The sequence below is a fragment of the Marilutibacter maris genome, assembly GCF_006546735.2.
GTDB classification, from domain to species: domain Bacteria; phylum Pseudomonadota; class Gammaproteobacteria; order Xanthomonadales; family Xanthomonadaceae; genus Marilutibacter; species Marilutibacter maris.
This window is the reverse complement of the sequence record NZ_VICD02000020.1, coordinates 1-25,262: the sequence shown is the minus strand read 5'-3', so window position 1 is coordinate 25,262 and position 25,262 is coordinate 1. Positions and strand designations below refer to the sequence as shown.

The window sequence follows — 25,262 nt, the reverse complement described above, 5'->3', positions numbered from 1 at the left end:
CGACGCCCTGCGCGGGCGCGCGCCGGACGCGCCTCAAGGGCTCTACCTGTGGGGCGGGGTCGGGCGCGGCAAGACCTTCCTGATCGACCTGTTCTACGACGGCCTGCCGATCCGCGAGAAGCGGCGCACCCACTTCCACCGCTTCATGCGCGAGATCCACACGCGCCTGCGCGAGCACGCCGGCCAGTCCGATCCGCTCAAGGCGATCGCCCGCGAATGGCGCCGCGACCTGCGGGTGCTGGTGCTGGACGAGTTCTTCGTCAACGACATCGGCGACGCGATGCTGCTGGGGCGTCTGCTCGAGCGCCTGTTTGCCGAGGGCGTGGCGCTGGTGACGACCTCCAACATCGAGCTGTCGGGACTGTTCAAGGACGGCCTGCAGCGCGAGCGCTTCCTGCCGGCGATCGCGCAGTTGGAAGCGCACTGCCACGTCATGTACATGGACAGCGCCACCGACTACCGTCTGCGCGCGCTGACCCAGTCGCCGGTCTACCGCACGCCACTGGATGCGGGTTCGGACGCCTGGCTGGACGAGCGCTGGCACACCCTCACCGACGCCTGCCCGCACGACAGCCGCCGGCTGGTGATCGACGACCGCGAGATCCCGGTGCGCGGGCTCGCCGAGGGGCACGCCTGGTTCGATTTCGCCGCGCTGTGCGAAGGCCCGCGCGCGGCCAGCGACTACATCGAGATCGCGACCGAGCACCACACCGTGCTGGTCGGCGGCATCCCGCTGTTCGACGGCGGCAACGACGACCCGGCGCGCCGCTTCGTGCACCTGGTCGACGAGCTATACGACCGTCACGTCAACCTGGTCTGCACCGCCGCCGCCGATCCGCTGGCGCTGTATCGCGGCAACCGGCTCGTGCATGCCTTCGAGCGCACCGCCTCGCGCCTGATCGAGATGCAGAGCGCCGAGTATCTGGCGCTCGGGCACCGCGGCTGACGCGCCGCGACCGCGCCGTTCGTCGCCCCCATCGGCCCCGCTGCCCGAACGTACAGTGGTCCGGGGCCGCCCTCCTGCCTAGCGTCGATGCCGCGCGCACGCGTCCGCGGCGCGTCCATCGGCTTCCAGGAGGAACATGATGAAGGTTCACGCATATCCCGTGGTGCTCGCGCTGCTGGCGCTGGCCGGCGTGCCGGCGCTCGCTTCGGCGCAGTGCCGCGACTCCGTGGTGCTGATCCACGGCAATACCGGCGGTCCCGACGATTTCGACAACACCGTCGACGAGCTGCACGCGCGCGGCTACGACGACACGCAGATCTTCGCCCCCGACTGGGGCAGCAAGAGCTGCGCGGCCTGCAACGACCACAACGGCAGCGAAGAGACCCCGGTCGAGAACGCATTGATCGACGCGATCGCCAGCTCGTGCACCGGCAAGGTCGACGTGATCACCCACTCGATGGGCGGCACCCTCGGCGCGCGGGTGATCAAGCGGGTCGGACTGCGGTCGTACATCGACAGCTATGTCGCGATCGCCGGCGGCTTCCGCGGCCTGTGGTCGTGCGGCACCTATCCCTACAACGTCTGGAACAGCACCTGCGGCAGTTGGGGACTGTCGGTGTCCAGCCCGTTCCTCGACGACCTGTACGGCTTCCGCTTCGCCGACAAGGTGTATTCGATCAAGTCCTGGACCGACCAGATCGTCTGCAGCACCGGCTACTGCACCGTCGGCGGCATCCACTCCTCGTCGATCTGGGGCGAGGACGGCAGCTACACCTACAACGGTTTCGGCCACTTCGGCCTGCTCAGCTACACCGCGACCACCCAGGTCGATCTGATCCAGTAGCGCGGACGCGCGGGATCGCTATGCTTGTCGCCTCAAGGAGGAGGGACGCATGGACAATCCGTACGCGCCGGCGCGCGGCAAGCAGGTGACGTGGGAGCGTGTCGAGGACCTGAGGTTCGACCTCGGCCGCTCCCGGGTCAGTGAAGGGCCCGAGGGCCTGGGCGGCTGGCTGATCCTGGTGATGCTCGGCCTGTTGTCCACCCTGCTGTCGGCGCTTCCCGCGATGCGGATTCAGTTGGCCGCGATCGCCGGCGGGCACGTCGCCGCCCGTTTCGATTCCGGCTCCCCGGTGTACGATCCGCTCGAAGGCGCGCTCGTTTGCGGGGAATTGCTGGCCACCGCGGGCATCGTCGTCGGAATCCTTGTGCTTGTGGGGCTCTATGTCGCGAAGTCGCGTTGGTTCCCGCGCGGATACATCGGCCTGATGATCTACGTGTTCGCCGCCCAGGTGCTCGACCACACCGTGGCGTTGGGCATGGGCGCCATCGGTAGCGATGAGTTCTCCGAGCGGCTGCGGGGTATGGTTCCGAGGGCCGTGACGGCCGCGATCTGGATCTGCTACATGCTGCTGTCGAAGCGGGTGAGGAACACCTTCCGGCACTGATCACGGCGATTGCCGCGCCTGCGCGGAAGCCGGCGCCGACAGGTGGCGGTCGAGGAAGTCGAGCACGCGGGTGTAGTACTCCTTGCGCGACTGGTCGGCGAAGAAGCCGTGCGCCTCGTTGTGCGGCAGGTAGGTCTCGTAGTGCACGTGGGCCTTGTCCAGCGCCGCGCGCATCTCGCGCAGGTGCTGCGGGGGCACGCGGCGGTCGCGACCGCCCTGCACCAGCAGGATCGCGGCCAGGATTTCGCCGGCGTGGCCGGTCGGCGAGCGCTCCATCAGGACCTTCATGTCGGTGCCCAGCACGCGTTCGAGGTAGGCCTCTCCGTAGTCCGAGCGCTGGGTGTCGCCCCACTTGAACATCGTCGGCAGGTCGTAGGGGCCGGCCATGCCGATCACGCAGCGGTACAGCGCCGGTTCGCGGACCGCGCCCATCAATGCGGCATAGCCGCCGTAGCTGGCGCCCCAGGCGCAGATACGATCGCCGTCGACGCCGGCCTGGGCGGCGGCCCAGCGGGTCGCCTCGGTCAGATCGTCCTGCATCTTCGCGCCCCATTCGCGGTGACCGCTCTCGACGTAGGCGCGGCCGCGGCCGCCGGAGCCGCGGAAGTTGACCCGCAGTACCGCGTAGCCGTGTGCGGCGAGGATCTGGGTCTCGTCGTCGTAGAACCAGCTGTCGCGGATGCCGTACGGGCCGCCGTGCGGCATCACCACCAGGGGCGCGGCGCGGCCGCCGGCCCGCCTGGGCAGGGTCAGGTAGCCCGAAAGCGGGGTGCCGTCGCTGGCCTGGATCTCGAACGGAGTCGCCGGGCTCAGCGTCGCCGGGTCCAGCCACGGGCGGCTGCGTCCGAGCAGCCGGGTGTCGCCGCTGCGGGTATCGAGCAGGTAGTAGCGCCCGGGCTCGACGTCGCTGGTGACGGTCACCAGCACCTTGCTGCCGTCGCGACTGGAACTGGTGACGCGGGCGAACTCGCCGGGGAACGCCGCCGCCAGTTCCTTCGACAGCTTCACGTGCGGGTGGGCCTCGTCGAAATAGCGCACCTCCGGTGCCGCGGTACCGAACGCGGCGCCGATCGGTTCGCTGGCGTCGAAGGAGTGCACCACCGAGATCGGGTCCAGGAGCGGGTCGCTGGCGACGATGCGGCTGTCGCCGCCGGCCAGGTCGAAGCGTTCGATCACGTCCGGCCCCTGCTTGCGCTCGGACCACAGCAACGCCGCGTCGCCGGCATAGTTCAGGCCCATCGGTATCCGCTCCACGCCGCTTTCGGCCTCGTCGTTGAGCAGTTCCCAGTCGCCGTCCCGGTAGCGGTACAGGTGCTGGATGTCGTCGTCGTCGTAGACCCAGCTGAGCTGCGGGGTGCCGTTGCGATCGGTCATGAAGCGGGCGTTGCGCTCGGGGCCGTCGACGATCTTCTCGTCCTTGCCCTTGCCGTCGATGCGCACCCGTTCGATCCGGGTATCGCAGCCGTCGCTGAAGGATCGCACGCACACCGCGATGAGCACGTGCTCGGGCTCGGCCTGCAGCGGATTGACGATGGCGCCGTAGAAGTGCCGGCGGTTGCTGCCGTCGACATCGGTGGCATACAGCGAGTAGCCGCCAAAGGGCTGGGCATGGCCGGAAACCCGCTTCGACCATTCCGCCAGCAGGCGCCGTTCGCCCACCCATATCGCGTCGTCGATGAAGCCCTCTTCGCCGGGATTGATCTGGGTGGTGATGGCCATGTCCGACAGGCGGATCACCGCCAGCGCGGTGCGGTCGTCCAGCGGCACCGTCGAGGCGATGTGGTCGCCTGCCGGCGACAGCAGCATCAGGCCGTACTGCGGCTTGCGCAACAGCGCGTCGAGCGAGGGCGGAGCCGCCGCCGCCGATGCGGCCGCGGCCAGCAATGCCGCCGTCAGGATGATGCCTGTGATCCGTGTCGGGCCCGCCATTGCCAATCCCCCCTTGCTCGCCTTGCCTCCAGCATAGCGGCTCGGTGTGTGCCGGCGCCGGCCGCGGCCGGGGTGCGCGGTGGCGCCAACGCCGCTAGCATCGGCCGGCCCGGGGCGCGCCGCCCGGAGCCATGACCGGAGTCCGTGATGTGCCTGCCATCGTCCGTTCCCGTGCCCCCGCGTGCCGCGACGGCGCCGGAGCCACAGGGTTGAGCGCCGCGCGTTCGAGCCGGGATGGCGCTGTGGCCGTGTCCTTCAGCGCCGACGAGCGTGCCGCGGTCTACAAGGCCATTCGCGAGCGCCGCGACATGCGCCACTTCCTGCCCGACCCGGTGGCGCCGGAGCTGCTCTCGCGCCTGCTGCAGGCCGCCCACCAGGCGCCCAGCGTCGGCTACATGCAGCCGTGGCGTGTCGTGCGCATCACCGATGCCGGCGTGCGCCAGGGGTTGCGCGAGATCGTCGAGCGCGAGCGCGTCGCCACCGCCGAGGCGCTGGGCGAGCGTGGCGACGCTTTCATGCGGCTCAAGGTCGAGGGCATGGCCGAGTGCGGCGAGCTGCTGGTGATGGCGCTGATGGACGGCCGCGAGGCGCATGTGTTCGGTCGCCGCACCCTGCCGGAGATGGACCTGGCCTCGGTGGCCTGCGCGATCCAGAACATGTGGCTGGCGGCGCGCGCCGAAGGACTCGGCATGGGCTGGGTGTCGCTGTTCGAGGTCGAGGCGGTGCGCGTCCTGCTGGGCATGCCCGCCGGCGCCAGACCGGTGGCGATCCTGTGCCTGGGCCACGTCGAGGCGTTCTATCCCAGGCCGATGCTGGAAAGCGAGGGCTGGGCGCCGCGCGAGGAGATGCAGGTGTACGAGAACCGCTGGCTGGCGGCGGAAGCGGGCGGCGCGGAAGAAGCTCGGTAGGACGGCGCGCATTCGCCCGCGCGTCGGTGTCGGGCTTGCATGGAAAGGCGCGTTCCTTGATCGATGCGGGCCACCGGGTGTTCGCTTCCGGACGCCAGGTGTGATCGGATGCCCGCCGCTGCGTGCGGCGGTCCCGGTGCGGCCATGCCGTTGCCGCACGCCGGCGCTCCACCAAGGTCGGGGTGCGCGATCGCGGCAACGTCGCTAGGATCGGTCGCTCCAGAACGAGCCGTCCAGAACGAGCCATCTAGAAACCGGAGCCCGCCATGCGTGTAGCGTCGTTTGTCCCCCTGCCCCTGTCCGCCGCGATGGCGGCGGTCCTGGCCTTGATGGCACCGGTCGCGGCGCAGGCCCAGGCCGACGGCCAGCGGCCGGAGGTCGCCGCGGCCGCGCAGGCGGTCGGCGACAAGGTGGTCGCATGGCGGCGCGACATCCACGCCAACCCCGAGCTCGGCAACCGTGAGACCCGCACCGCCGCCCTGGTCGCCGAGCACCTGCGCGCGCTCGGTCTGGACCCGAAGACCGGGATCGCCACCACCGGCGTCACCGCCGTGCTCAAGGGCGGACGCCCGGGGCCGCGGATCGCGCTGCGCGCCGACATGGACGCGCTGCCGGTGACCGAGCGCGCGGAGGTGCCGTTCGCGTCGAAGGTCACCACCACCTTCCGCGGCCAGCAGACCGGGGTGATGCACGCCTGCGGCCACGACGCCCACACCAGCGTGCTGATGGGCGTGGTCGAGGCGCTGGTGGCGATGAAGGAGGAGTTGCCGGGCGAGGTGATGTTCATCTTCCAGCCGGCCGAGGAAGGCCCGCCCGACGGCGAGGAGGGCGGCGCCGAGGAGATGCTGGCGCAGGGCATCTTCAAGGACTTCAAGCCCGAGGCGGTGTTCGGCCTGCATGTGTTCAGCACCCTCAACGCCGGCCAGATCGGTGTCCACGCCGGCCCGACCATGGCCGCGTCGGACCGCTTCAACATCGTCGTCAAGGGCCGCCAGACCCACGGCTCGCGGCCCTGGGGCGGAATCGATCCGATCGTCGCCGCGGCCGACGTGATCGGCACCGCGCAGACCGTGGTCAGCCGCCGCCAGGACATCTCCAAGCAGCCGGTGGTGCTGAGCTTCGGCGCGATCGAGGGCGGCATCCGCTACAACATCATTCCCGACCAGGTCGAAATGGTCGGCACCATCCGCACCTTCGACGAGGGCATGCGCCAGCAGGTGTTCGCCGATCTGATCAACGTTGCCGAGAAGGTCGCCCAGGCGCACGGCGCGACCGCGGTCGCGCAGGTGCCCGACACCAAGGGCAATCCGGTGACCGTCAACGATGCGGCGCTGACCGAGCGCATGCTGCCGAGCCTGCGCAAGGTGGTCGGCGCCGACAACGTGGTCGACCCGGGCCTGACCATGGGCGCGGAGGACTTCTCCTTCTATGCCCGCGAGGTGCCGGGGCTGTTCTTCTTCGTCGGCTCCACCCCGCAGGGGCAGGATCCGAAGACCGCGCCGAGCAACCACTCGCCGGAGTTCTTCCTCGACGAGTCGGCGCTCGACATCGGCGTGCGCGCACTGCTGCAGGTCTCGCTGGACTACCTGAACGACCCGCCGCGGGGCTGAGCAGCCGGTACCTTTCCCGGTCGGGCTTGCTCGGGCGGGAGTGATACTTTAGTGTCACCGAATGCGTACCGAGCTCGTCACCACCCTGAAGCGACAGGCCACTGAACTGCTGGCCGATGTCGAGCGCGATCGTGAGCCGATCCTGATTACCCAGCACGGCCTACCGGGCGCGTATCTGGTCGATGTCGGCAGTTTCGAGCGGATGCAGCAGCGAATGGCCCTGCTGGAAGGCATCGCGCGTGGCGAGATGGCAGTGGCCGATGGCCGTATCGTCAGCCATGAAGATGCAAGGAAACGCCTGTCACGATGGCTGAAATAGTCTGGACCGAGCCTGCCCTGGCCGACCTGGATGCCATCGCCGATCACATCGCGATCGAAGACCCTGCCGCGGCAGCGGGGCTGGTGGGGCGTGTGCTGGATCATGTCGGTCAGCTGGCCGACCATCCGCAAAGCGGCAGCCGCCCTGGCGAGCTGGGCCGGTCGCGCTATCGCCAGATCGTCGAGCCGCCGTGCCGGGTGTTCTACCGGTTCGACGGTAAGCGGGTGTTGGTGCTCCATGTGATGCGTTCGGAGCGCCGCCTGCGCCGCAGCCGGCTTCTGCGGTGACTTGCGCGGAGATTCGGCAGCCGGTTCATTGCCGGCGCCGTAAAATACGCGGATGAACGATTCCGCCCGCAACGCCGGCCTGCCGCTCGGCCGCCATGTCGACTATCCGCGCCACTACGACGCCGGCCTGCTGTTCCCGATCGCGCGCTCGCTGGGCCGCCACGAGATCGGCGTCGACGACGCCGCGCTGCCGTTCGTGGGCGTCGACCGCTGGCATGCCTACGAGCTGAGTTGGCTGGATGCGCGCGGCAAGCCGGCGATGGCGACCGCGACCGTGCAGGTGCCGGCGGACTCGCCGTTCCTGATCGAGTCCAAGTCGCTGAAGCTGTACCTGAACTCGTTCAACGCGACCGCGTTCGACGATGCGGAGGCGGTGCGGCTGCGCATCGCGACCGACCTGTCGGCCGCCGCCGGCGCGCCGGTGCAGGTCGCGTTCGGGCTGCCGCCGGCGACCCCGGAGCACGAGGGCGAGTCGATCGACGGTCTCGATGTCGCGATCGAGCACTACGGCCCGCCGCGCGCCGCGTTGCTGGCCGCCGACGCCGGCCGCATCGTCGAGGAAGTGCTGTGCAGCGGCCTGTTGAAGTCGAACTGTCCGGTCACCGGGCAGCCGGACTGGGCGACCGTGGTGATCGGCTATACCGGTCCACAGCTGGACCGTGCCGCGCTGCTGCGCTACCTGGTGTCGTTCCGCGATCACGCCGAGTTCCACGAACAATGCGTGGAGCGCATCTTCACCGACCTGCTCGCACGGGCGGCGCCGACCGCCTTGTCGGTGGAGGCGCGCTACACCCGCCGCGGTGGCCTCGACATCAATCCCTGGCGGGCCACTCCCGGTCACCCGCGACCGATCGAGACGCGCGACACGCGGCAATAGCGCGCTGCGTTCAGTCTTCCAGCGCTGCCTTCACCCGGGCGCAATGATTCCTTAACAGGGCGCGTGCCAGTGTGGTCGCAACGATCCAAACCGGCGAGGACCGTCCTGGATGAGTACCGAGAAAAAACCCGATTTCTCCAACGTGCAGAGCACGGTGAAGAGCACCGAGGAGATCATCGAGAAGCCCGACTTCAGCAATGTGCAGACGTCGGTGCAGTCGACCGAGGAGATCCTCGATCCGGATCCGGTCGAGCAGGCCTATACGGTCGAGAAGGGCGACACCCTGTCGGCGATCGCCAAGCAGTTCTATGGCAGTGCCGGCAAGTGGCCGCTGATCTTCGAGGCCAACCGCGACCAGCTCGACAATCCGGACCGGATCTTCCCCGGCCAGGTGCTGCGCATTCCGGCCGATCCGTCCGCGAGCGAAGAGACCGCGACCGACGCCTGAGCGGCCTTCGTCCGCATCCACGCCCACTGCATTCGCAATCCGCATACGCATTCCAAGGAGAACCGCATGATGCGTCACCGCTCGACCTACGCCGTTGCCGCGGCCCTGGTGGCCACCCTGGCCGTTGCCGGCTGCAAGAAGGATGAACAACCGGCGCCGGAGGCCTCCGCGCCGCCGCCGGCCCCGACCCTGGAGCCCGCGGCTCCGGCCGCGCCGGCCGCCGCGACCGCGTCGGTCACCGGCGTCGAACTGGGCACCGCCGTCGGTGCCGACATGAACGTCACTTCGCCGACGACCACGTTCGCGCCGGGCGACACCATCATCGCCGCGGTGTCGACCGCGACCAGCGACCCCAACGCGACCGTCAACGGCAGCCTCGGCGCCAGCCTTGCCTTCGGCGGCGAGACCGTGGTGACCCAGGAGCCCAAGACCGTCGCCTTTGCCGGCAAGGGCGTGACCAACTTCGAGTTCAACAAGGCCGACGGTTGGCCGGCCGGCAGCTACACGCTGGACGTGACGCTGGACGGCGCGAGCGTCGCCAGCCGCGATTTCGAGGTCAAGTAAGCCGGCACGACCGGCACGCGATACACACCGTGCGGCGGCCGCCGAAGGCGCCGCACAGCGATTTCTTCTCTCTCCCCCCGATTGGGTGGGCAAGCCAAGGCGCGATGCGAATCGCGCCTCTTTTTTATGCGGTCGTTCTTGTCCTGGAATTGAGGTAGGGGCAAGCGCCTTCATCTCGTTATTTTCCAGTAGTACCCGCAAGGGGCGTCGCTTCACGTGTGTGAGGGGCGCCTCGATGTAGGGTGATTTCCTGGATTTTCTGTTGCGAGCGTGGTGATGCACCGATCGATGTATGGCGTTTGGATCGTGGCGGCGGCGTTGGCCGTTACCGCCTGTGTCCAGGACCGCGAAGAAATTCGACCGGGTACTGACGCCAGTGATGGTCGGGTTGCTGAAGTTGCGGCGGGCTCATCCGGTTCCACTGCGGATCATGAGGATTCGGATGTTCAGGGTTCGGGGGGCGCAGCCGGATCAAGACCGGCTGCGGTCGATCCGTTCGCCGATGTTCCGACGACGCGGGATGGAATGTCCCTGCGGGATGATCCATTCCTTGCGGAGAGCAGAGAAGAGCAGAAATGGCTGGACAGGAATGGATATCCGAACCGGATACAGCTTGAGAGGTACAACCAGGCATCGGACTACATGCTTGAACAGGCCGCCAATGGCGGAGACACCGTCGCTGATGTAGTGCTTCAGGGACGGCGATTGAGCGGCAGCCAGATCGATCTGGCTGCCGAGCGTTTGATGGAGCTGGCGAGAGACGGCTCCGGATTCGCGCTTTCGACACTTTCCGCATTCATGGCCGGGTCGTCCAAAGGCAGTCCCGAGATCGGTTATGCCCTTAGCAGGGTGGCCGAGATGCGGGGAGATTCCAGGATGGCGCTCGGTCGTGACGCGATGTTCAGAAGACCTCTGACGCCCGAGCAGAAGCTGCAGGGAGAGGCTGAGGCGTTGAGACTATTCAACGAGATGCGGTCATCTTCAAAGGTTGGAAAGGCCTTCGTCGATCCTAGGCCCGTTGTGTTCAATGAGAGGGAAGGTGGCATCTGATGACTCGTCGCTCGACGCTTGCTCTTTGCTTGATGACGTCTGGTGTTGTTATTGCATGTGGAGACACGCTCCCGCTGCCTACGCCGCCCACGCCTGTCAAAGTCAGTTGGACCGATGTTGGGAAAGCGATACAGGCGGGGTACAAGGACAATTCCTTGTACGCGGCGGCGATGACAAAGCTGGACGCATTGGGAGCCAAGGCGGTGGGGCACTCGACCTGGAAAGCGAACAACTACGCTGGATATTTCAGCTACGCAGGTCCACTTGGTGGTGCTGCTCAGGTGTTCGTGGAGAAGCCGTGCAATCAGAACGCTATCGATATGGCCGAGAAAGATGAGGGTGATGGCTCCGTCGATAGCGGTGGCGGCGGTGAGGGCGCGGGCGGTACTCAAGGCGGTGGCGGTTACACCGGCCCCATTGGAGGTGGTTGCTATGGGAATTGTGGTGGTAGTGGTAGCGGGACCGTAGTCGTAGGTGACCCGGACAAGGTGGTGACCAATCCCGAGTGAGATGCTGAAGCCGTACCCGGACATACGACCGGTACGCGACCACCACATGCGGCGGCCATCGAAGGCGCCGCACAGCGATTTCTTCTCTCTCCCCCCGATTGGGTGGGCAAGCCAAGGCGCGATGCGAATCGCGCCTCTTTTTTGCCCGTCTCCGGCGCGGACTCAGCCAGTCCGGTCGCCGCCGGGGAATGTTCCGTCGAGGTAGTACCAGCGGCCGTCGATGCGACGGAAGCGGCTGATCTCGTGCAGGCGCGTGGCGGAGCCGCCGCCGACCCGGTAGCGGGCGATGAACTCGACCGTCGCCGCATCGCCCTCGCCGCGGTGTCCGCGCACGTCCAGCCCGAGCCAGCGCACCGTCCCAGGCGGGTCCAGCGCCAGCGTGGCCGGGCGGGTGTCGGGGTGCCAGCTCGCGCGCAGGTAGTCGGCGTCGCCGCGGACATAGGCGCTGTAGCGCGAGCGCATCAGCGCCTCGGCGGTCGCGGCGGCGGCGCCTGCGTGCAGCGAGCCGCAGCAGTCGGAATAGGTGTCGCCGCTGCCGCAGGGGCAGGGCTCGGAAGCGGGCGAAGTCTTGCGCATGGCCGTCATTGTCGCCGGTTCCCGGCGGTATCCGGACCCCAGTCGTACTACCATGCGCATCCCGACCGCCTGGCCCGCCCGCATGAAAGCTCCCGCCTACCTCAATGACGACCAGATCGAACGCCTCGCCGACCTGCTCGAGCAGCGGGCGGTGCCCTTCAAGGGCTTCAACCTGGAAGCGCTGGACGGCTACCTGACCGCGCTGGTGGTCGGGCCCGAGGAAGTGCCGGCGGCCGAGTGGATGCCCCCGGTGTGGGGCACGCCGCCGCGCTGGGCCGACGAGGCCGAGCGCGCCGAGGTCGAGGCGCTGCTGCAGGGCCACCACAACATGGCCGCCGCCCGCGTCCGTCACGGCGAGGACGACCTGCCCGATCATCTGGCGCCGCTGCTGTGGCTGCCGGAGGACCCGGAGCAGGAGTTGCCCGAGGACGTCGCCGAGGAGGACCTCGACGTCGGCCGCGACTGGGCGCTGGGCTTCTTTACCGGCGTGTCGCTGCGCGAGGCGGCCTGGGACGCCTGGCTCGACGACAACGACTGGATGGAGGAGATCTTCGGCCTGTTCGACCAGCTCGCCAGCGGCGAGGTGCTCGGCGATGACCCGTCGGCGCCGCCGACCGCGGTCGGCTACCGCGAGCGGCTGGAGATCATCGCCAGCCTGCCGGGAATGCTGGCCGACCTGCATCACCACCGGATCGATGCGCTGACCCCGCGCGAGCCGATCCGCCGCGGCGAGGCGCCCGCGCGCAATGCGCCGTGCCCCTGCGGCAGCGGTCGCAAGTACAAGAAGTGCTGCGGCGCGGCCGATGGCGAGGCCTGAGCGCGGCGGGCCCCGGCCCGGCTCCGGCCCGGCCGGCGCCGATGGCGTCGACCGGCGCTAGGGACGGGTCAGCAGTTCCAGCGCGTTGAGCATCGTCAACGCGTCCTCGCGCGAGCTGCCGCACATCTCCTGCGACGGTCGCAGCGATACGCAGAACGCCGGCCGCTCGGGCTTGCCGAAGATGCGGCAGCGCATGCGGTCGTCCAGTTGTACGCAGGGAACCCCGGCGGGCTTGCCGTGCGGCATGCCCGGAATCGGGGACTGGATGGAGGGGGCGATGCAGCAGGCCCCGCAGGCGCTTCGGCATTCCATTGCCGCATTCTCCCGGATCGGATGTCAATCGCCCGTCGACAGTAGCGCGTAGGACGCGCGCAGCTCGTTGTACACCGCGCTGGTGTCGGGGCGCACCCCGTGCCAGCGCAGGAACGCCTCGGCGGCCTGTTCGACCAGCATGCCCAGTCCGTCGACCACGATGTCGGCGCCGGCCGCGCGGGCCCAGGCCATGAACGGGATCGCGACCTCGCCGTAGCTCAGATCGACCGCGTCCGCGCGCGGTGCCACCAGCGAGCTGGGCAGGAACGGCAGCGCCGCCTCGCGCGCGGCCGAGGTCGCGTTGACGATCAGGTCGAAACCGCCGAGGTTGCCCAGGTCCTCGAAGTTGCGCGGGTGCACCCGCGCCGGCTCGCCGAGCGCGTCGGCCAGCGCGTCGGTGCGCGAGGGCGTGCGGTTGACGATGAACAACGACTTGATGCCGGCGTCCAGCAGCGCGGGAGCGACCCCGCGGGCGGCGCCGCCGGCGCCGATCAGCAGCACCTTGCGACCGCGCAGGTCTTGGCCGTGACGCTCGGTCAGGTCGCGGACCAGGCCCAGGCCGTCGGTGTTGTCGCCGAGCCAGCCGTCGGCGCCGCGGGTCAGGGTGTTGGCGGCGCCGCAGCGGCGCGCGCGCTCGGTCAGCTCGCTGCACAGTTCGGCGGCGCGCTGCTTGTGCGGCAGGGTGATGTTGACGCCGCTGCCGCCACCGGCGGCGAAGGCCTCCAGCGTCGCTTCCAGCTGCTCGGGCGCGGCGTCGATGGTGGTGTATTCCAGCGAGATGCCCCGCTGCTTTCCGAAGGTCGCGTGGATGCGTGGCGACAGGGAATGCGCCACGGGGTGGCCGATCACGGCAAAGCGCTTGGTCACGGACTCGGTCATTGGGGCCTCGCTTAGACTAGGGAGAAAACATCGGCTCGGACATCCTGGGGATCATCATGCGGATCATCGTCGCCTGCGCATTCAGTCTACTCCCGGGACTGTGCGTGGCCATGTCAACGCCGCTGGCCATGGCCGGCGCGTCCGGGCTGTCCGAGTACGGGATCGAGGGCATGGGGGTGGTGTCGACGCCGGCCGCCGAGGGCCATGCCAGCGTCAGCGCCGACGGCCGGCGCATCGTCTGGGGCGCGATCGACCGCGAAGGCGGAGCCGGCGGCATGGACCTGTGGCAGGCGACCCTGCGCGACGGCCGCTGGCAGGATCCGGCGCCGCTGGCGCTGAACTCCGCCGCCAACGAGTTCGACCCGATGCTCAGTCCGGACGGCCGCTGGCTGTACTTCTACTCCAACCGCGACGGCGGCTTCGGTGGCGACGACCTGTACCGTGCCGAGGTGATGGCCGATGGCGGCTTCGGGCCGGCCGAGAACCTCGGCGACGGCGTCAACAGCGCCGGCGACGAATGGGCGCCGATGCCCGGTCCGCACGCGGGTCAGCTGCTGTTCGCCAGCGACGGCCACGGCGGCGCCGGCCGTCACGACCTGTTCGTCGCGTCGTGGCGCGACGGCCGCTTCGCCGATCCGCGGCCGCTGCCGGGAGCGGTCAACACCGCCGCCGACGAGTTCGACGCGGCCTGGATCGGCGACGGCGGCGCGCTGGTGTTCGCGCGCAGCCGCGAGGCCAACGCCGCCCCGGTGCGGGTGTTCGTCAGCCGTTGCGAGGACGACGGCTACACGGTGGGCGAGCCGCTGTCGCTGTCGTTCAACACCGCCGAGGCGGTCACCTTCGCCCCGGCCCCGGACTGGCACAAGCCCGGCGAACTGCTGGTCAGCGGCGTCGCCCGCGCGCCGCGCGCCGGCAAGCTGGACATCTACCGCACGGTGACGCCGCGGACCGAGGGCGACGGCGGCTGCCTCAATCCAGCGCGCTGAGGTCCGCCGCGGCGGGCCACGCTCAGGCGCCTGCCCGGCACTCCAGCTCGAAGGCGGCCCTGAGATGGCCGCGCGCATCGGCGCCGGTCATCGCGGTCGCGCCTGAGATCAACAGACCGGCCAGGCCATCGTAGAGCGCGCCCAGGCGCAGCGCGGTCGCCTGCGCGTCGACCAGCGTCCAGGCGCCTTCGCGGCAACCGGCGGCCAGCACCCGGGTCAGGTCCGCCTGCGCGCGCTGCTGGGTCGCGGCCAGCGCCCGCGCCATCTCGGCATCGCTGCGGGCCAGGTCCACCGCCTCGCTCCATAGCCGCCAGAACACGTGCTCGTCGGCCGAGAACGCCTGTTCCAGGTAGTGCGACATCGCCGCGCGCGGGTCGTCGTGGCCGCCGAATTGCAGCGGCAGGACCTGATCGAAGATCGCCGTCCATGCGGTGGCGCGCAGCTCCGGCCAGCGGAAGTAGTGGTTGAGCAGGCCCGCGCCGACGCCGGCGAGCCCGGTCACCGCGCGCGTGGTGGCGGCCAGCAGGCCCTGTTCCATCAGCACCTGGGTGGCGGCCTCGAGGATGCGCTCGCGGCCGCGGGCACCGGCGCTCATCGTCGCCTCCATGGTCCATTGACTGGAATTGAGCGATTGCTCAATAATGTTGAGCATGTGCTCAATCGGTGTCGCGACATGGTGAACGGTGACCGCAACGATCTGGTCGACACCCTGCGGCTGCTGGCGTTGTTCGGCATCTGCATCGTGAACATCGTATTCCTGGGGTTGCCGTCGGAAGCGGCGCTGGGCACGCCGGCGGCGGGGCCGGATCGTATCGCGGCGTTCCTGATCGAGGCCCTGTTCCAGGCCAAGTTCTTCCTGCTGTTCTCGTTCCTGTTCGGCTGGGGCATCCATGTCCAGGCGCGGGCGGCACGGCGCGTGGACGCTTGCTTCGGCTGCCGGTACTTCCGGCGCACCGGCGCGCTGGCGCTGCTGGGCGTGCTGCACGCGCTACTGGTTTTCACCGGCGACATCCTGCTGCTGTACGCGCTTCTGGCGGTGTTGTTCTGGCCCCTGCGCGATCTGCCGCCCGGACGCCTGCTGGCGATCGCGGCGGCGATGCTGCCGCTCGCACTGGCGATGACGATAGCACTGGGCGTGAGCCTGCCCGATGGCAGCCCGCCCGAGGCGACCTCCGCCGGACCGGGCCTGGGCGGCGACTTCGCCGACACCGTGCGCGCCCGCCTCGCCGACTGGCCGGCCACCTTCGCCTTCCTGCTCGCCTTCCAGGGGCCGCTGGCGTTCGCCGCGTACGCCGCCGGACTGGCCGCGGCAAAGAGCGGTTGGCTGGAGCGCAAGGCCGGCCCGGATGGCGCCTGGCGGCAACCGCAGCCGCTGCTGCCGTGGCTGTTGGCGATCGGGCTGCCGTTGAACCTGGCCTATGCCGCGGCCGCCGGCGGCTGGCTCGATGACGCCGATCCGCTGCTGCAACTGCTGGGATTCGCCGCCATCGTGCCGGGAGCCCCGGTATTGTCGGCCGCCTACCTGCTGCTGGCGATCCGCCTGTCCGGTGGCCTGCGCCTGCCGCGATGGTGGCGGCAGGCCGGACGCAATTCGCTGTCGTCCTATGTGCTGCAGGGGGTGCTCGCAGGGCTGGTGTTCGGCGGCTACGGGCTGGGCCTGTTCGGCGAGCTGGGTCACGCCCGGCTGCTGGCCGTGGGCCTGCTGGTCGCGCTGGCCGCGGTCACGGCGGTCGGGGCGATCGCCGATCGCGTCGGGCGCGGCCCGCTGGAGGCGGTGCTGCGCCGGATCACCTACGGCCGCACCTGACACGGCCCGTGAGCGGCTCAGCCCTCGCGCAGCCAGCGTGCGGCGTCGAGCGCGAAATAGGTCAGGATGCCGTCGGCGCCGGCACGCTTGAACGCCAGCAGCGCCTCCAGCGCGGTCGCGCGCTCGTCCAGCCAGCCGTTGGCGGCGGCGGCCTTCAGCATCGCGTACTCGCCGCTGACCTGGTAGACGAAGGTCGGCATGCCGAACGCGTCCTTCACCCGCCGCAGGATGTCGAGATAGGGCAGGCCGGGCTTGACCATCACCATGTCGGCGCCCTCGTCGATGTCCAGCCCGGTCTCGCGCAACGCCTCGTCGGAGTTGGCCGGGTCCATCTGGTAGGTGAACTTGTTGCCCTTGCCCAGCGCCGCGGCCGAGCCGACCGCGCTGCGGAACGGACCGTAGAACGCACTGGCGTACTTGGCGCTGTAGGCGAGGATGCGGGTGTTGGGCAGCCCGGCGTCCTCCAGCGCGACCCGGATCGCGCCGATGCGGCCGTCCATCATGTCGCTGGGCGCGACCACGTCGGCGCCGGCCTGCGCGTGCGACAGCGCCTGCCGGGTCAGTACCTCGACGGTGGCATCGTTGAGGATGTAGCCGTCCTCGTCGAGCAGGCCGTCCTGGCCGTGGGTGGTGTAGGGGTCGAGGGCGACGTCGGTGATCACGCCCAGCTCGGGGAAGCGCTGCTTCAGCGCCCGCACCGCGCGCTGGACGATGCCGTCCTCGGCCCAGGCGACGGTACCGTCGGCGGTCTTCTTGTCGACGTCCGGCACCCCGAACAGGGTCAGCGCGGGCACGCGCAGCTCGCTGGCCTGCTCGGCCACGCGCAGCAACTCCTCGATCGACAGGCGATCGACGCCGGGCATCGACGGTACCGCTTCGCGACCGTCGCGCTCGTGGACGAAGACCGGGTAGATCAGGTCGTCGGTGGTGAGGGTGTGCTCGCGCATCAGCCTGCGCGAGAACTCGTCGCGGCGCATCCGCCGCATGCGGTTGTCTGGAAAGGCCATGCGCGGATTTTACGCGCTTGCGCTGTGCCCCGGGTGGCGGCTCGGGACGCCGGCGCCGGGCGCGGGAATCAGAACATGCCCGATCAGAGCACGCCGCCGCCCATGCTCAGGCGGACGATGCCGACCACGATGACGATGCCGTTGAGCAGCAGGCCGGTCTTGGCGCGGCCGTTGTGCTCGCTGCGGGTGAACATCACGCCGATCGCACCGATGACCGCGCCGATCGCCGCGAACGGGATCAGCAGCCAGTTGGCCCAGCCGATCAGCGGAATCAGCGCGATCACCATCCAGGCCATCGCGACAATGCCCCAGAGCAGACTGATCAGTCCCATCGTGCGGTTCTCCTTTGCCGGGCGGGCGCCCCTGTACCCGATATGGTGGTCGAGAAGGGGCGATCAAGCCTGTCTCGGAAGTCACCCTGCCGTGGCGGCGCTTGGTGCGGCGAAAGGGACGGGCGTTCGCCAGGGCGCGAGGCAGTGCCTCGGGTTGCTGCGCTCGTGGAGATGGCTGTTGCCATCCATGGCGGGACTGTTCGGGCTTCGGGTTGTCCGGCCCGGCCATCGGTGGCCGGGCGTTCGCCAAGGCGCGAGGCAGTGCCTCGAGGTGTTGTGTTTGTGGGGATGGCTGTTGCCATCCATGGCGGGACTATTCGGGCTTCGGGTTGTCCGGCCCGGCCATCGGTGGCCGGGCGTTCGCCCGCGCGCGAGGCAGTGCCTCGCTAGCGCGCGGGCTCACCCATGTGCTCCGTCGATTTCCATTCGCAGGTCGCGGCGGCAGATCGCCGCGTGCAGGACGATCCTCGGCACCTCGGGGCCGAGCCGTTCGGCGACCAGGCGTTCGACCTCGGCGATCGCGTCGCGGTCGCGCACGTAGACCTTGAGCCGGCTGCTGGCGTCGAAGCGCGCCGGCAACGCCGGCTGGCGCGCGCAGGCCGCCGCCAGCAGGCTGTCGAAGTTGGCGAAGGTCTCGGCGACCTGGTCGGCGACCGATTCGGCATGGCGGGTCTGGTGGCCGACCACCGCGGCGGTGCCCGACAGCATCAGCGGCATCGTCGCGCCGGCCGGGGGCAGCATCGCGCGGGCGAAGCTCGGCGGCTGCGGGCCGTACTGGCGCGGGTAGCGCCAGGCGCTGACCTGGCGCGGATTCTCCAGCGGGGTGCCGGGACGGCGCGCGGCCAGCCAGTAGACCTGCAGCCGGCGCACGCCGTCGCTGCGGCCGATCGCGGTGGCGGCGGGCAGGGTGCCGGGGCGGATCTCGCCGACGGTGGCGGTGATGCCGCGCGCGCGTCCGCTGCAGAAGCGGCGGTAGCGTTCGTCGTCGCCGTGGCCGGCGGTGATGTCGGCGATGTAGTTCCAGGTCCGCAGCAGGTGCGGGAAGCCGTGGGCGTGGATGCAGGCTTCCAGCCGGCGATAGGCCGCGTCGGCTGCCGCGTCGATATCGGTATCGCCATCGGCGAGGACGGGTTCGTCGACCTCGACCGCACCGAACAGCAGGGTCCCGTCGCGGGCCCAGGCGACATCGCCGTCGCGGCCATGGACGACCGGGCCGGTCGCGCGCCAGACCTCCAACGGCGCCGGGCCGTGCGGCTGCAGGCCCAGGCGCAGATAGCGCGGGTCGTCGCTGGCCGGGGCCTCGCTGCCGAACCCCAGCACCGCGAGCACGGACGGTTCGTCGAGCAGGTCCGGCAACGGCGCGTGCACGTAGTCGATCGCCAACCGCGGCGGCAGCTCGAAGGCGGGGCGCGCGCTCATCGGCCGGCCCCGGTTTCGGCACCCAGTGCCGGTTCCGCCGGTGTCGCCGCCGGCGTCGCTTCGCCGGTCAGCGGCGCGGCCCGGTGCAGGGTTTCGTCGCCGTCGTAGCGGACCCGCGCCTGACGCCGCCGATGGCGCCAGCCGCGCAGCGCGGCCGGGGCCAGCTGCAGGGCGGTCAGCGCGTAGATCCAGCGGAACACGCGCAGGCGCTTGAGCACCGCGGGGTTGTCGAACACGTCGCCGGCCAGCATCGAGATCACCGCCTGCTCGACCTGCCAGGTGTTGCGCGGATGATTGAACAGGTGGCGCATCACCGGTGTGTTGAAGCGGTAGATGAACCACTGGAAGTGGCGCAGGCCGCGCTTGAGCCGCGTCTGCATCGCCCGCTGCAGGGCCGCTTCGCGCGCCGGCTCGCGCAGGCTGCCGTCGACCACGTCGGCGGCCTGCTCGGCGCTGTTCATGCCCAGGTAGACGCCGGAGGAGAACACCGGGTCGACGAAGGCGTAGGCGTCGCCGACCATCACCCAGCCCGGGCCGGTCATGCGCTCGCAGGTATAGGAATAATTGCCGGTGACGTGGACATCGCCGACCCGCTCGGCGCCATGCATGCGGGCGGCGACCTGCGGTTGCGACAGCAGGGTCTTCATCAGGAACGCCCCGGCGTCGCCGCGGCGCTGTTTCAGGTATTCCGGGAAACACACCGCGCCGACGCTCATCACATCGCCGGGCAGCGGGATCAGCCACATCCAGCCATGTTCGAAACGCTGTACGGTGATGTTGCCGGCGTCGTCGCCGTCGCGGCGCTGGACCCCGCGGAAATGGCTGAAGATCGCCGCCGACTGGTGCTTCTCGTTCTTGCGCTTGAGCCTGAGCTGGCGGCCGAGCACGGTGTCGCGGCCGCTGGCGTCGATCAGGTAGCGCGGCGCGAATGTCTGCGCGTGGCCGTCGCCGTCGCGTGCGTGGACCCGCACGGGGCGGCCGTCGCTGCCGAACTCGATGCGTTCGACCCGCACCCGTTCGCGGGCGTCGACGCCGTTGTCGCGGGCATGCGCGAACAACAGCGCGTCGAAGTCCTCGCGCCGGACCTGGAACGCATAGCCGAACTTCGGGTCGAGCGCGCGTTCGAAGCGGAAGGTGTTGTAGTCGTTCGCCCGGGCCTGCGCATCGATGCCGTCGCCGCTGAGCGGGAATTCGGCACCGGGCTTATGGGTCGCGATCGCGCGGACCTGCTCCAGCACGCCGAGACGTTCCAGGATCGGCAGGTTCATCGGCAACAGCGATTCGCCGATGTGGAAGCGCGGGTGGGCGTCCTTTTCCAGCTGCACGACCCGCCAGCCGCGCCGGGCCAACAGGGTGGCGGCGGTACTGCCGGCCGGGCCGCCGCCGATCACCAGCACGTCGCAGTGCCCGGCGGTGCCGGCATCCGCCGTCCGCGGGCGGGGTTCGGGGGCGGTGGCGGAGCCCTGGGGGGCGTCCACGGTGGCGTCGTTGCTCATCGCGCCATGATAGCGGTCGGCGCGCGTCGCGGTCGTGCCCGCGAGGCCGCGCCGGCGGCCCGGCCGGCCCATGCCGAATGGGGTGCGGCTTGCGCGGGGCGTCCCGATCGCGGATCGTTGCGGGCCTTGTCTTACCGTTTCGATGGACCTGCGATGTCTGAACAAACCGCCGCCGAGCGCGAACTGGCCGAGCTGCTGGTCGAGAGCCTGAATCTGGAAGGTGTTGCCGCCGAAGGCATCGATCCGGAGGCGCCGCTGTTCGGCGAGGGGCTGGGACTGGACTCGATCGACGCGCTGGAGCTGGCGCTGGCGATCACCAAGCGTCATGGCATCCAACTGCGTTCGGACGGCGACGAGAACCGCCGGATCTTCGCGTCCCTGCGCTCGCTGGCGGCGCACATCGAGCAGCGCAAGGCGGCCTGAGGGCGCCCGGCGCCCGCACGCGGTCGCGGAACCGGTCCCGGTGATTCACTGGCTGCCCCGACTGCTGCTGGCGCTGGCCTATCCATGGCTGGCGCACTGGGCCAGTCACGGCGGCGGGGACACGCTGGCGGTGGTGGCCCTGCTCGATCTGGTGCTGGTGGTGCTGGTCGACGCCCTGCTGCGACGGCGCCCCGGCGCCTGGCTGGCGCTGGGGGTGGCGGTCGCGGCGCTGGCGCTGCTGCACGGCGGCGTGTGGCCGCGGGTGCTGCTGCTGACCCCGCCGATGTTGTTCACCGGGCTGGCGGCCTGGTGGTTCGCGCGCAGCCTGTCCGATCCGCGCGGCGCGCTGATCTCGCGGATCGTCGCCGGCCTGGAGCGGACCACGCCGGCGGCGCTGGCCCCGCCCCTGCGGCGCTATACCCGCCGACTGACCCTGGCCTGGGCGCTGGTGCTGGCGACGCTGTGCCTGGTCAACGGTGCGCTGGCCCTGGTCGCGGTGCCGGATGGCGCGCTGGCACTGCTGGGGTGGCCGGCGCCGTTCTCCGTTACCCGGGCGCAATGGTCATTGTTCGCCAACCTGCTCAACTACGGGTTCGTCGGCCTGTTCTTCTTCGCCGAATACCGCCTGCGCCGGCACCTGTTCCCGCAGCGCCCGTACCGCGATTTCATCGACTTCCTGCGGATGATGGCGCGGCTTGGTCCGGCGTTCTGGCGCGGGTTGTTCGCCAGGCGCTGAACCGGCGAGCGCAGCGGCGGGCCCTGGGTATCGCCGCGAGCCCGTATCCTTCCGCCCATGAGCCTTTCGTCCATGGAGTTTCGCATCGCACCGGACCATCCCTGCCTGCCGGGCCATTTCCCGGGCCGGCCGCTGGTGCCCGGCGTGGTCCTGCTCGAGCATGTGATCGAGGCGGCGCAGGCCGCCGGTGCTCCGGCGCAGGCGTGCTGGCGCTGGCCGCAGGTGAAATTCCTGGCCCCGCTGGCGCCGGGCGAGCGGGCGCGGATCGAACTGCAGCCGCTGCCGGAGGTCGTCGCCGGCTGGCGCTTCCGGATCCTGCGCGGGACGCAGCTGCTGGCCAGCGGCGAACTGAGGGCGGCATGAGCGCGGACCGTTCACTGCCGGGCGGCGACTGGACCCGGCGTCCGGAGGGCGGCGGCCGCATCGCGCTGCGCCTGATCGCCTTCGTCGCCCGCCGCGGCGGGCGCGGGCTGGCTCGCGTGCTGCTGTATCCGATCACCGCCTATTTCCTGGCCATGCGTGGACCGGAGCGACGCGCCTCGCGCGCCTATCTGCGGCGCGTGCTCGGCCGGCCGGCGCGGCTGCGCGATGTCGCACGCCATATCCACACGTTCGCCAGCACGATCCTCGACCGGGTGTTCCTGCTGGGCGGCGATCTGCGCCGCTACCAGATCAGGGTCGAGGGGCTGGAGGTGCTGGAAGGCCATCTGGCGCGCGGCCGCGGCGCGCTGCTGTTCGGTTCCCACCTGGGCAGTTTCGACGCGCTGCGCGCACTGGCCGCGTCGCGCCCGGACGTGCAGGTCCGGGTGGTGCTCGACAAGCGCCACAATCCGGCGATCGTCGAGGTGCTCGACGCGCTCAATCCGGAGCTGGCCCGACGGGTGATCGACGCCAGCCAGGACGGTCCGTCGATCGTCCTGGCGATGCAGCAGGCGCTGGACGACAACGCCCTGGTCGCGGTGCTGGTCGACCGCGCCCGGCCCGGCGAGCCGGTCCAGTCGATGCCCTTCCTCGGCAGTCCGGCCGCGTTCCCGACCGCGCCGTGGGCGATCGCCGCGGTGCTCGGCCGGCCGGTGGTGCTGGCATTCGGGCTGTTCCGTGGCGGCAACCGCTATGACCTGGTGTTCGAGCGCTTCGACGACGGCGGCACGGTCCCGCGCGGCGAACGCGCGCGGCGGCTGCAAGCTTCGGTACAGCGCTACGCGCAGAGACTGCAGGCGCGGGTGCTCGACGCCCCGTACAACTGGTTCAACTTCTACGATTTCTGGCAGGACCGATGATGAGCGATCCGTTGCGCCCCGAATCCGGACGATCGATGGCGATCGCGGCGATGCTGCTGGCCACGACCGTGGCGATGGCGCCGCTGCCTGCGGCGGAGACGCGGCGTGACGCCGCATCCGCGGGGCTTGTCGGCGCGGACGCCGACGTCGACTGGGTGCTGGCGCGGATCGCGCGTCCGGCGCCGGCGCGCACGCCGTTCCTGGAGTTGCGCGACTCGCCGCTGCTGAAGGCGCCGTTGCGGGTCCAGGGCGAGTACCGCCGCGAGGCCGACGATGCCCTGGTGCGGGAGGTGAGCTCGCCTTATCCGGAAACCACCACCATCGCCGAGGGCACGGTGCGGATCGAGCGGGCCGGGCGTTCGCCGCGGAGCTTCGCGATGTCGCGGGCGCCCGAGCTGGCCGCGTTGCAGGCCAGCTTCGGCGCGCTGCTGGCCGGCGATCGCGCGCGCCTGGAGCGGCACTACCGGGTCGAGGTCGACGGCAGCCGCCGCGCCTGGACGCTGGTGCTGACGCCGCGCGACGCGAGTCTGGCCGCGCAGGTGGCGTCGGTGACCCTGTACGGACGCGGCGCCGAACTGCGTTGCATCGAGAGCGCTCCGGCGGATGGCCGCGTGCAGCGCAGCCTGCTCGCCGGTGCGGTGGTCGACGCCGACGGGGTCGACGACCCGGTCGCGCTGGCGGCGCTGTGCCGGGGCGCGGACGTCGCCGCAGACGCTCGATGAGGGCGGTCTCGCGCCTGCTGCTGACCCTGCTGTGGCTGGCGGTCCTGGTCGCCGCGATCGCATGGATCGGACGCCACCTGGAACTCAGCGGCGATCTGCGCCGGTTCATGCCGAGCCCGCGCACGCCGGCGCAGAAACTGTTGATCGACGAGCTCGGCGAGGGGCCGGGGGCGCGCCTGCTGTTGGTCGCGCTGGGCGGCGATTCGCCGGAAGCGCTGGCGCAGCGGTCCGGGCGGATGCAGGCGCGGCTGCGCGACAGCGGCCTGTTCGCGGTGGTCGCCAATGGCGACGAGCGGGGACTGGACGCGGTGCCCGAGCGACTGCGGCCGTACCGCTACCTGCTGTCGGATACCGTCGACGGCCACGGTTTCGATCGCCACCTGCTGGCCGATGCGCTCGACCAGCGCGTGCAGGACCTGGGCTCGCCCGCGGCCGAACTGGTCGAGCCGCTGCTGGCCAGCGACCCGACCCTGGAGGCGCTCAAACTCGTCGAGGCCTGGCAGCCGGCCAACGCACCGCACAAGCGCGGCGGGGTCTGGTTCGACCGCGACGGCCGCGAAGCGCTGATGCTGCTGGAAACCCATGCCGCCGGTTTCGATCCCAGCGGGCAGCAGGCGGCGATGGCGGCGATCCGAGACGCCTTCGCCCATAGCCGCGAGGCCGGCGACGGCGATGCCCGGCTCACGGTGACCGGGCCGGGCGCGTTCTCCGAGCAGATCGGCGGCCGCACCCGCCGCGAGGCCAGCCTGTTCGGCAGCCTCGGTGGCGCCGGCTTCGCGCTGATGCTGCTGCTGGCCTATCGCCGCTGGCAGGCGCCGCTGCTGGCGGCGTTGCCGGTCGCCAGCGCCGGCGTGCTCGGCCTGGCCGCGGTGGCGGTCTTGTTCGCGGACGATGGCGTGCACGGGATCACCCTCGCCTTCGGCTTCACCCTGATCGGAATCGCCGCCGACTATCCGATCCATCTGTTCAGCCATCTGCGGCCCGGCGTGTCGCCGGGCGAGAGCGCCCGGCTGATGTGGCGCACCCTGGCAACCGGGGTCGCCTCGACCTGCCTGGCCTACCTGACCTTCTTCGTGTCCGGCGTCGATGGCCTGCGCCAGCTGGCGGTGTTCACCGTGGTCGGCCTGGCGACGGCCGCGCTGACCACCCGTTTCCTGCTGCCGTCCCTGCTTGCGCCGGCCCGCGACGACATCGCCGGGCGCGCATCGATGCGGCGCCTGCACGCGGCGATCGAGCGGTTGCCGCGGCTGGCGGCGCCGGTCGTGCTGGGGATCGCCGCGGCGGCGGTGGCGGTGGTGGTGTTCGTGCCGGGCACGTTCTGGCAGAACGACCTGGCCCGGCTGACCCCGGTGCCGGCGGACGCGCTGGCCCGCGACACGCAGCTGCGCGAAGCGCTGGGCGCGCCGGACGTGCGTTACCTGATCGTGATCGAGGGCGATGGCCTGGAGGACGTGCTGGCGCGCTCCGAGCGGCTGCGTCCGCTGCTCGATGCGCTGCGCGCCAGCCATGTGCTGGCCGGCTACGACATGGCCGCGCGCTACCTGCCGAGCGCGGCGACCCAGCGCGCACGCCAGG

29 protein-coding genes and 1 pseudogene are annotated in these 25,262 nt (G+C 70.4%); 21 read left to right on the top strand and 9 right to left on the bottom strand.

Annotated features, from left to right (window positions below):
* The 3 genes from zapE to FKV24_RS02025 all read left to right on the top strand — a co-directional run.
* Positions 1 to 946, top strand: a 946-nt coding sequence (gene zapE, locus FKV24_RS02035; RefSeq protein ID WP_141481011.1) for a cell division protein ZapE, incomplete at its 5' end; no start/stop codon positions are given.
* Between the two features lie 139 nt (positions 947 to 1,085).
* Positions 1,086 to 1,790, top strand: coding sequence for an alpha/beta fold hydrolase (locus tag FKV24_RS02030; protein WP_249040873.1), 705 nt, complete (start codon positions 1,086 to 1,088; stop codon positions 1,788 to 1,790).
* A 49-nt stretch (positions 1,791 to 1,839) separates the two neighbouring features.
* The gene (locus FKV24_RS02025; RefSeq protein ID WP_141481009.1) at positions 1,840 to 2,394 is read left to right on the top strand and encodes a DUF2569 domain-containing protein; all 555 of its coding nucleotides are present in this window, start codon (positions 1,840 to 1,842) and stop codon (positions 2,392 to 2,394) included.
* Here the strand turns inward: FKV24_RS02025 and FKV24_RS02020 are convergent, their stop codons facing one another.
* Positions 2,395 to 4,323 (bottom strand): alpha/beta hydrolase family protein, encoded by a 1,929-nt coding sequence (locus FKV24_RS02020; protein ID WP_141481008.1) that lies wholly within the window; start codon positions 4,321 to 4,323, stop codon positions 2,395 to 2,397.
* Positions 4,324 to 4,571: 248 nt separating this feature from the next.
* On the opposite strand from FKV24_RS02020, the gene bluB reads away from it, so the two are divergent.
* From bluB to FKV24_RS01975, 9 genes are all read left to right on the top strand, one after another.
* On the top strand, positions 4,572 to 5,231 hold the full coding sequence (gene bluB / locus FKV24_RS02015; RefSeq protein ID WP_249040872.1) for a 5,6-dimethylbenzimidazole synthase: 660 nt from the start codon (positions 4,572 to 4,574) through the stop codon (positions 5,229 to 5,231).
* Between the two features lie 308 nt (positions 5,232 to 5,539).
* Positions 5,540 to 6,841 carry an amidohydrolase gene (locus FKV24_RS02010; protein ID WP_141481014.1) on the top strand — a complete coding sequence of 434 codons (1,302 nt, stop codon included), beginning with the start codon at positions 5,540 to 5,542 and terminating at the stop codon, positions 6,839 to 6,841.
* Between the two features lie 61 nt (positions 6,842 to 6,902).
* Positions 6,903 to 7,160: a type II toxin-antitoxin system prevent-host-death family antitoxin gene (locus FKV24_RS02005; protein ID WP_141481006.1), complete on the top strand. Its 258-nt coding sequence runs from the start codon at positions 6,903 to 6,905 to the stop codon at positions 7,158 to 7,160.
* Positions 7,148 to 7,447 carry a type II toxin-antitoxin system RelE/ParE family toxin gene (locus FKV24_RS02000; RefSeq protein ID WP_141481005.1) on the top strand — a complete coding sequence of 100 codons (300 nt, stop codon included), beginning with the start codon at positions 7,148 to 7,150 and terminating at the stop codon, positions 7,445 to 7,447. The genes FKV24_RS02005 and FKV24_RS02000 overlap by 13 nt, the downstream gene beginning before the upstream one ends.
* A 52-nt stretch (positions 7,448 to 7,499) precedes the next feature.
* Positions 7,500 to 8,324, top strand: a complete 825-nt coding sequence (gene queF / locus FKV24_RS01995; RefSeq protein WP_141481004.1) for an NADPH-dependent 7-cyano-7-deazaguanine reductase QueF — start codon at positions 7,500 to 7,502, stop codon at positions 8,322 to 8,324.
* Positions 8,325 to 8,433: 109 nt separating this feature from the next.
* Positions 8,434 to 8,772 (top strand): LysM peptidoglycan-binding domain-containing protein, encoded by a 339-nt coding sequence (locus FKV24_RS01990; RefSeq protein ID WP_141481003.1) that lies wholly within the window; start codon positions 8,434 to 8,436, stop codon positions 8,770 to 8,772.
* Positions 8,773 to 8,838: 66 nt separating this feature from the next.
* Positions 8,839 to 9,336: a hypothetical protein gene (locus tag FKV24_RS01985; RefSeq protein ID WP_141481002.1), complete on the top strand. Its 498-nt coding sequence runs from the start codon at positions 8,839 to 8,841 to the stop codon at positions 9,334 to 9,336.
* 525 nt (positions 9,337 to 9,861) lie between these two features.
* Complete coding sequence (locus FKV24_RS01980; protein ID WP_141481001.1) at positions 9,862 to 10,386, top strand: hypothetical protein; 525 nt, start codon at positions 9,862 to 9,864, stop codon at positions 10,384 to 10,386.
* Positions 10,386 to 10,895 (top strand): hypothetical protein, encoded by a 510-nt coding sequence (locus FKV24_RS01975; RefSeq protein WP_141481000.1) that lies wholly within the window; start codon positions 10,386 to 10,388, stop codon positions 10,893 to 10,895. Before FKV24_RS01980 ends, FKV24_RS01975 begins: the two co-directional genes overlap by 1 nt.
* A 162-nt stretch (positions 10,896 to 11,057) precedes the next feature.
* Here the strand turns inward: FKV24_RS01975 and FKV24_RS01970 are convergent, their stop codons facing one another.
* On the bottom strand, positions 11,058 to 11,471 hold the full coding sequence (locus tag FKV24_RS01970; RefSeq protein ID WP_141480999.1) for a YchJ family protein: 414 nt from the start codon (positions 11,469 to 11,471) through the stop codon (positions 11,058 to 11,060).
* Between the two features lie 82 nt (positions 11,472 to 11,553).
* On the opposite strand from FKV24_RS01970, the gene FKV24_RS01965 reads away from it, so the two are divergent.
* Positions 11,554 to 12,288, top strand: coding sequence for a UPF0149 family protein (locus tag FKV24_RS01965; RefSeq protein WP_111267898.1), 735 nt, complete (start codon positions 11,554 to 11,556; stop codon positions 12,286 to 12,288).
* Between the two features lie 57 nt (positions 12,289 to 12,345).
* Here FKV24_RS01965 and FKV24_RS01960 read toward each other — a convergent pair whose 3' ends face one another.
* Together FKV24_RS01960 and aroE are read right to left on the bottom strand one after the other, a co-directional pair.
* Positions 12,346 to 12,600, bottom strand: a complete 255-nt coding sequence (locus tag FKV24_RS01960; RefSeq protein WP_111265190.1) for a YkgJ family cysteine cluster protein — start codon at positions 12,598 to 12,600, stop codon at positions 12,346 to 12,348.
* Positions 12,601 to 12,624: 24 nt separating this feature from the next.
* Positions 12,625 to 13,479 carry a shikimate dehydrogenase gene (gene aroE, locus FKV24_RS01955; RefSeq protein WP_111265191.1) on the bottom strand — a complete coding sequence of 285 codons (855 nt, stop codon included), beginning with the start codon at positions 13,477 to 13,479 and terminating at the stop codon, positions 12,625 to 12,627.
* 110 nt (positions 13,480 to 13,589) lie between these two features.
* Between aroE and FKV24_RS01950 the strand changes: the two genes are divergently transcribed.
* Entirely contained in the window at positions 13,590 to 14,465 is an 876-nt protein-coding gene (locus FKV24_RS01950) for a TolB family protein (protein ID WP_141480998.1), read from the top strand.
* A 22-nt stretch (positions 14,466 to 14,487) separates the two neighbouring features.
* Here FKV24_RS01950 and FKV24_RS01945 read toward each other — a convergent pair whose 3' ends face one another.
* Positions 14,488 to 15,117: a TetR family transcriptional regulator C-terminal domain-containing protein gene (locus FKV24_RS01945; RefSeq protein WP_211371753.1), complete on the bottom strand. Its 630-nt coding sequence runs from the start codon at positions 15,115 to 15,117 to the stop codon at positions 14,488 to 14,490.
* Between the two features lie 21 nt (positions 15,118 to 15,138).
* Between FKV24_RS01945 and FKV24_RS01940 the strand changes: the two genes are divergently transcribed.
* Positions 15,139 to 16,272 carry a DUF418 domain-containing protein gene (locus tag FKV24_RS01940; RefSeq protein ID WP_141480997.1) on the top strand — a complete coding sequence of 378 codons (1,134 nt, stop codon included), beginning with the start codon at positions 15,139 to 15,141 and terminating at the stop codon, positions 16,270 to 16,272.
* A 17-nt stretch (positions 16,273 to 16,289) separates the two neighbouring features.
* Here FKV24_RS01940 and hemB read toward each other — a convergent pair whose 3' ends face one another.
* From hemB to FKV24_RS01920, 4 genes and pseudogenes are all read right to left on the bottom strand, one after another.
* A complete protein-coding gene (gene hemB, locus FKV24_RS01935; protein WP_111265194.1) occupies positions 16,290 to 17,279 on the bottom strand; it encodes a porphobilinogen synthase in 990 nt (329 codons plus the stop codon).
* A gap of 83 nt (positions 17,280 to 17,362) precedes the next feature.
* Positions 17,363 to 17,611, bottom strand: coding sequence for a hypothetical protein (locus FKV24_RS01930; RefSeq protein ID WP_111265195.1), 249 nt, complete (start codon positions 17,609 to 17,611; stop codon positions 17,363 to 17,365).
* A gap of 399 nt (positions 17,612 to 18,010) precedes the next feature.
* Positions 18,011 to 19,030 carry a chorismate transformation FkbO/Hyg5 family protein gene (locus tag FKV24_RS01925; RefSeq protein ID WP_111265196.1) on the bottom strand — a complete coding sequence of 340 codons (1,020 nt, stop codon included), beginning with the start codon at positions 19,028 to 19,030 and terminating at the stop codon, positions 18,011 to 18,013.
* An 80-nt stretch (positions 19,031 to 19,110) separates the two neighbouring features.
* Positions 19,111 to 20,526: pseudogene (locus FKV24_RS01920) on the bottom strand (NAD(P)/FAD-dependent oxidoreductase); the annotation flags it as partial.
* 153 nt (positions 20,527 to 20,679) lie between these two features.
* Between FKV24_RS01920 and FKV24_RS01915 the strand changes: the two are divergent.
* The 6 genes from FKV24_RS01915 to FKV24_RS01890 form a co-directional block, all read left to right on the top strand.
* On the top strand, positions 20,680 to 20,949 hold the full coding sequence (locus tag FKV24_RS01915; protein WP_111265198.1) for a phosphopantetheine-binding protein: 270 nt from the start codon (positions 20,680 to 20,682) through the stop codon (positions 20,947 to 20,949).
* A gap of 40 nt (positions 20,950 to 20,989) precedes the next feature.
* Complete coding sequence (locus FKV24_RS01910; RefSeq protein WP_249040871.1) at positions 20,990 to 21,685, top strand: COG4648 family protein; 696 nt, start codon at positions 20,990 to 20,992, stop codon at positions 21,683 to 21,685.
* A 72-nt stretch (positions 21,686 to 21,757) separates the two neighbouring features.
* The gene (locus tag FKV24_RS01905; RefSeq protein WP_111267901.1) at positions 21,758 to 22,048 is read left to right on the top strand and encodes an ApeI family dehydratase; all 291 of its coding nucleotides are present in this window, start codon (positions 21,758 to 21,760) and stop codon (positions 22,046 to 22,048) included.
* Positions 22,045 to 22,965, top strand: a complete 921-nt coding sequence (locus FKV24_RS01900) for a lysophospholipid acyltransferase family protein (protein ID WP_141480995.1) — start codon at positions 22,045 to 22,047, stop codon at positions 22,963 to 22,965. The genes FKV24_RS01905 and FKV24_RS01900 overlap by 4 nt, the downstream gene beginning before the upstream one ends.
* A complete protein-coding gene (locus FKV24_RS01895; protein ID WP_141480994.1) occupies positions 22,965 to 23,687 on the top strand; it encodes a LolA-related protein in 723 nt (240 codons plus the stop codon). The genes FKV24_RS01900 and FKV24_RS01895 overlap by 1 nt, the downstream gene beginning before the upstream one ends.
* The coding region (locus FKV24_RS01890) for an MMPL family transporter (RefSeq protein ID WP_141480993.1) at positions 23,684 to 25,262 on the top strand (1,579 nt) is incomplete at its 3' end. The genes FKV24_RS01895 and FKV24_RS01890, both read left to right, overlap by 4 nt.